General features: G+C 66.7%; 1 protein-coding gene. It reads left to right on the top strand.

All coding sequences use genetic code 11. From position 1 onward, the window contains the following. Window positions 1-14: 14 nt before the first annotated feature. Window positions 15-291: hypothetical protein (locus KW832_RS25585; protein ID WP_218301940.1), on the top strand; the 277-nt coding region annotated here is incomplete at its 3' end.

Genomic DNA, 291 nt, shown 5'->3' with positions numbered 1-291 from the left:
ACGCTGACACGGCCTTGGCCAGCACCTCCCTCTTCGCCCCCACCGACCACACCCCCAGCACCACACTGGCCCTGATGGTGCAGGCACAGACCAAGCCTCTGCAGGTCACCCCGGAGAACGCAGCAGGCCTGGGCATCGACTTTGCACACACCAAGCCCCTGACCGTCACCCCGGAGAACGCAGCAGGTCTCGGTATCGACCTGGTGCAGACCAAACCCCTGCAGATCACTCCCGAGAACCCAGCCATTGGCACTGCCAGCGCCCAGGCAGCAGCCCCCCACGCCAGCCCCA

It is taken from the genome of Acidovorax sp. sif0632 (assembly GCF_019218805.1).
Lineage (GTDB): Bacteria > Pseudomonadota > Gammaproteobacteria > Burkholderiales > Burkholderiaceae_C > Acidovorax > Acidovorax facilis.
Note: the sequence above shows the minus strand (reverse complement) of the source record. Positions and strands in the feature narration are given on the sequence as shown.